Genomic DNA, 6270 nt, shown 5'->3' on the forward strand with positions numbered 1-6270 from the left:
AGCTGTGGATGCTGTAGCTTATGAAGAACTACGTTCAGTTGATAAGTACATGACTGTCCGCTTTAACCAGCTTGTGAAAACGATTCGTGATGCCTACGCGGACTTTGAATTCTTAACCATCTACAAGGCCTTGGTGAACTTTATCAATGTTGACTTGTCAGCCTTCTATCTTGATTTTGCGAAAGATGTTGTCTACATTGAAGGTGCCAAATCACTCGAACGCCGTCAAATGCAAACAGTCTTCTATGACATTCTTGTCAAAATCACCAAACTCTTGACACCAATCCTTCCTCACACTGCAGAAGAAATCTGGTCATATCTTGAGTTTGAAGCTGAAGACTTTGTTCAGTTGTCAGAACTGCCAGAAGCTCAAACTTTTGCCAACCAAGAAGAAATCTTGGATACATGGGTAGCCTTCATGGACTTCCGAGGACAAGCTCAAAAAGCCTTGGAAGAAGCACGTAATGCAAAAGTAATCGGTAAATCACTCGAAGCACACTTAACAGTTTATCCAAATGAAGTGGTGAGAACGCTTCTTGGGGCATTGGATAGCAATGTGGCTCAACTTTTGATCGTGTCTGAATTGACCATCGCAGAAGGTGTAGCTCCAGAGAGTGCAGTTAGCTTTGAAGATGTTGCCTTTACAGTTGAACGCGCTGCAGGTAAAGTATGTGACCGTTGCCGTCGTATCGATCCAACTACTGCAGATCGTAGCTACCATGCAGTCATCTGTGACCACTGTGCAAGCATCGTAGAAGAAAACTTTGCGGACGCGGTCGCAGAAGGATTTGAAGCCAAATAATCAGATTAGAAATATGTATTCTCATAGTTTAAGATGAGATGAAAAGGAAAAAGAGAGGAAGTCATTTCTCTCTTTTTTGTTGGATTCTAGTCTTCTTATATCTGAAATAGAATTGCATAAAATACGATTTTAAGTATATTTTTGGAATTTTTTATAATAATCATGAAAATCTTTAGTGCTTGATAAAAGTGTTTTTAGAAGCATTGGTTTCCTTAAAAATTGTGACAAATAAATTGAATAATCTAGTAAATTTCGGTAGAATAGAGGGGATTGAAATCATGATGAAGGAAAGATTAGGAATGAAAAGAAGTTATTTAGGAGAAAAGCACCAACGTTTTTCATTGAGAAAAGTTTCGGTTGGTTTGGTTTCTGCTCTGGTAGGGGTTTTCTACCTTTTTAGTGGAGGAGGTTCTCTTGCAAATGTAGAAGCTAGTGAACAGACGCCATCCGTCACAAAACAGATTCACTATAAGTACGTGACAGAGAGTGAGCTCACGGACCAAGAGAAGCAATTGCTAGTCAAAGAATTGCCACAGTTTGCTGAGGAAACAGATGATACATACTATTTGATTTATCGTCCGACGAGACAGTTACCTGCAACTGGTCATAGCCAACTCATTAGCTCAATTGCAGCGGGGGCAGGCATAGTTCTACTGGTCGTAGCAATTAAACTGGGCAGAGATGATCGCAAGAAACTAGCTTCTTTCATGCTTTTGACCAGTCTAGGAAGTCAGCTGATTGCGCCAACTTCCTTGGCTTTGACAAATCAAATTCTGGCAGACTATAATCAGGAATTGACTGTACAGGTTGGAGAAGCATTGCAATTACCACTTGCGATTGAAGGCTACCAATATGTAGGGTATTTGAAGTCTCAAAAAGAAGTGAAGTCACCAGTTGATGGTAAGAAAGAGTTAAGCCATTCGGCTCCTATTGATACTCCAGTTCAAACTTCAAACGGAAGCCAAGCGCAGGAAGAGTATCGTGCTCAGAAACCAAGTGATGCTCCTGTATTTGAACAACCAGAGTTAAAGGTTGAGAGTAAAGAAACGAGTCGCACCGATAGCATTCCTTTCCAAGTGGAGGAAGTCGAGGCAGCTGATTTGCCACAAGGTCAAACTGAGGTGATTCAGGCAGGGAAAAATGGTAGTCGTACCATTGTGACCCGCAGCTACATTTTAAATGGTCAGGTGATCCATACAGAGGAGATTTCCAATCAGGTAACGACTGAGCCGACTTCTGAGATTAGAAAAGTCGGAAGCAAGGTCCTTTCTCCTACAAAACCAAGCCCAGAGGAGTCCATTAGTGACAAGCCAACAGATGCTCCTGTAAATGAAGTTCCAAGCTTAAACGTTGAAGAAAAAGATGTTACCACGACGGTAGCAGAACCCTACACTCGAGAACGAGTAGAGAGTGATAGCTTGCCAGTTGGCCAGACCAAGATAACGCAAGCTGGTCAAGATGGAGTGCGTACGATTGTCACCCGTCAGTACATGGTAGATGGCAAAGTAGAGAGAAGCCAGGAAATCTCCAACGAAGTGACGACTCCAGCAGTATCAGAGATCGTAACAGTTGGAACAGGCCCCGTTAGCGAGAAACCAACAGACGCTCCAGTAAATGAAGTTCCAAGCTTAAACGTTGAAGAAAAAGACTTTACCACAACGGTAGCAGAACCCTACACTAGAGAACGTGTTGAGAGTGATAGCTTGCCAGTTGGCCAAACCAAGATAACCCAAGCTGGTCAAGATGGAGTGCGTACAATCGTCACCCGTCAGTACATGGTAGATGGAAAAGTAGAGAGAAGCCAGGAAATCTCCAACGAAGTGACGACTCCAGCAGTATCAGAGATCGTAACAGTTGGAACAGGCCCCGTTAGCGAGAAACCAACAGACGCTCCAGTACATGAAGTTCCGAGCTTAAATGTTGAGGAAAAAGATGTTACCACAACAGTAGCAGAACCTTACACTCGAGAAAGAGTTGAGAGTGATAGTTTGCCAGTTGGCCAGACCAAGATAACACAAACTGGTCAAGATGGTGTGCGTACGATCGTCACCCGTCAGTACATAGTCGATGGCAAAGTAGAGAGAAGCCAGGAACTCTCTAACGAAGTGACAACTCCAGCAGTATCAGAGATCGTAACAGTTGGAACAGCTCCTGTTAGCGAGAAACCAACAGAGGCTCCTGTAAATGAAGTTCCAAGCTTAAACGTTGAAGAAAAGGACGTTACCACAACAGTGGCCGAACCCTATCCAATCAAGGAAGTGGAAAGCGCAGAACTGCCTTTGGGGCAAAGGGAAGTTAGCCAAGCTGGTCAAGATGGAGTGCGTACGATCGTCACCCGTCAGTACATGGTAGATGGAAAAATCGAAAATACAGAGGAAATCTCTAACACTATCACAAAAGAAGCGGTTCCTCAGATTATCAAAGTCGGTACAAAACCAATTTCTACAAATGCGGATCATGCTCCTGTAGAGCCAGAAAAAGGAATCCTCGACCTCGAGCCCTTACACCAATTAGTGGAAGAGGCCGATAACATTCAGAAAACGCATCAGTATTTCAATGATACCACTGCAGATCAGGAGTCTTATAAACAGGCAGTTGCAAATGCCCAAGCTCTCTTTGAGGCATCTCATACTAGTCAAGAACAGGTTGATTCCTTGAAACAGGCCCTTGAAACTGCTAAGAAAAACCTAGACGGCCAAGCTGTTGATAAGAAAACTCTCGGAGTTGAATTTGAGATGAAGGATGTGACTCAGTCTACAGTTGCTTACCAGTATGCTGATGAACAAGCCAAACTCCGTTATCGTCGTGCTCTAGATCAGGCCAAGCTCGTTTTGGATAATCCTTTCGCCAATCAAGCCTTAGTCGATCAAGTTCGGACGGATCTCGAGGCAGCTCGTCAAGCTCTGGATGGAGTCAAGAGAAAACCAACTCTCTCTCTAGTCAGTGTCGAGAAGGAAGAAGATCAACGCCAAGTTTCTCTAAGCTATCACTTGACGGATGCTACAGCTAGCTATCAATCAGCCAAAGTGCAGCTATACAAGGGCGAAACGTTGATCAAGGAAGTTGACCTTGTGGATCTCGCTCAAAAATTGACACTTGATGACTTGGATTACTATACTCCTTATACCCTCAAAACCGTCATGAAATATGACCTAGGTCAAGGGGAACAAACTAGTATAGAGGATCAACGTCCAGTTCAGCTAGATTATAAGAAGGTTGAAATCAAAGACATCGACCGCATCGAACTGTACGGTAAAGATGGCAGTCACTACCGACGTTACCTATCCTTGTCAGAAGTGCCGTCTGATTTGAACAATTACTATGTCCGAATTCAGTCAGACAAGTTCAAGGATATGCTCATGCCCGTTTCTAAGATTACAGATAAGGGCAATGCCTACTCCGTAACAGTATCAGCTAATCAGCTTGTTGAGGGAGAAGGGGATCATTATCGTCCAGATTACTCCTTTGATCTTCCGAAAACCCCTCTTAGTCAAGAAGGAGTCTATATGTCCTTCAAAACGCTCATAGAGGCCATGAAGTCAAACCCGACTGGAAACTTCACATTAGGAGCGGATGTTTCAGCAGATGAGATTGAGTTGGAACAGTCTACGACAAGCTATGTTCCAGAAGAATTTTCAGGTAGCTTAACGAGTCGAGTAGATGGCAAAGATTATGCTATCTACAATTTAGCAAAACCACTCTTTGCAACCTTGAAAAATGCCACTATCCAGCAACTGACCTTGAAATCGGCTGCAGTTTCAGGTAAGGACTCTATAGGGGCCTTGGCTAGCAACGCTCAGAACGCAACGATTACGGATGTTTCTGTAAGTGGTAGTCTATCTGGTAACAAGCATATCGGTGGACTAGTAGGAGTTGCCCAAAATACAAAACTAACCAATGTTGCCTTTAAAGGGGCTATCACCAGCACCCAAGATGGAGGGCAGGAGTACAATATTGGTGGCCTAGTCGGTAATTTCCACGGGAACCAATCACTGACGCAGAAGAGTCAGGCGGATGTATCTATCCAAGTAACGGGTCGAAATGGAGACCAGCGTGTTGGTGGCTTAATTGGTCGCTTGCAGAATGGAGCTATCTTAGAAACGTCTTATGTGACCGGTTCTATCCAAAATGGAGGTCATTCTGGCCAAGTTGGTGGAGCAATTGGATCTACTTGGAACAATGGACATGTTCGAAATGTCTTGACCAGTGTCAAGGTTCAAAATGGACATGCGATGACAGGAGACCCATATCCTGAGGCTTCTGTTCGGGACTCACATGTTCTTGAAGGGACTACAGCAAATAGAAAAGATGAGCGATTTGTCCGTACTATTTCAGAGGTAGATGGACAAGCCAAACGTCAGTCATTTGGAATCACTTCGACCTTGACGGACCAGGAGCCATTGCAGCAAGCTTACCAGCATCAAACAGACTATAGTCGAGTGAGGGGAGCCCAGGAGTCCAGAAAACAAGCCTACGAAAATGTAGAAAAACTGTTACCCTTCTACAACAAAGACTTTATCGTTCATACAGCCAACCAATTAGCTGAAGATGATAAACTTAACAAAGTAGCCTTGTTAGATGTGGTTCCGATGAAAGATGGGACATTGATAACGGATGTCAACAGTCATAAGGGTGAAATCAATAGGCTGATGCTGCATTATGCAGATAAGACGATTGCTTATCTTGATCTGACCTACAAGGGTGATTTTGCCAATGGCCAGATTGCTGAATATAGCATCGCTGAAAAGAATTTGCTCTATACACCAGAGGCCTTTCTATCGGACTACCAGTCCATTAAAGAGAGTGTCTTGGATGAACTCAAAGCTGTGACTTATGACTCAACTGCAGTGCGTAAGGTACTGGGAATTGGTGAAACAGCTTCCTTGGATGATCTTTATCTGGAAAAAGTCTTTGAACAAACCAAAGCCGAACTAGGTCAGGAACTCCTCAAGGTGCTTTCAGTTGACAAGTCGATCAACACCCTAGGCCCTGCCGTAGCGGATATGATTAGCCAAAAGATTCTGCAGAACAAAGAAGCCTTCATGCTTGGTCTGACCTATCTCAATCGTTGGTACAATGTCAACTATGGAACTTTTAACACCAAGGACCTTAATGCCTATAAGTTTGATTTCTTCGGCAATCAAGCAGCTTCGACACTCGATACCATCATTGCTCTCGGTAACTCTGGAATGAGCAATCTTCGAGCACAAAACAACTTCAATACTTATCGACAATCTCTAGCCAAGGAAAAAGGCAAAGGAGACCTCTTTGCTTACTTAGAAAGTCTGCGTGAACTCTTCTTGCCAAATAAAACCAACAGTGAATGGTTCAAGGAAAATACCAAGGCTTATATCGTAGAAGCTCGTTCAAGTCTGCCAGAAATTCAAGCTAAACAGGACAATGCAGATCGTAAGAGTAAGTATACAATCAAGGTCTACGACAGACTGACTCAGGGAGATTGGGGCTTC

The 6270-nt window shown here is 43.5% G+C and carries 2 protein-coding genes; both read left to right on the plus strand.

Annotated features, from left to right (window positions below):
- Positions 1-802: class I tRNA ligase family protein (locus SORDD24_RS00690; protein ID WP_155720113.1), on the plus strand; the 802-nt coding region annotated here is incomplete at its 5' end.
- Positions 803-1080: 278 nt separating this feature from the next.
- Positions 1081-6270: ZmpA/ZmpB/ZmpC family metallo-endopeptidase-related protein (locus tag SORDD24_RS00695; RefSeq protein ID WP_419579774.1), on the plus strand; the 5190-nt coding region annotated here is incomplete at its 3' end.

Origin of the sequence: Streptococcus oralis (assembly GCF_001579175.1) — a bacterium.
In the GTDB taxonomy this organism is placed as follows: Bacteria; Bacillota; Bacilli; order Lactobacillales; family Streptococcaceae; genus Streptococcus; species Streptococcus oralis_O.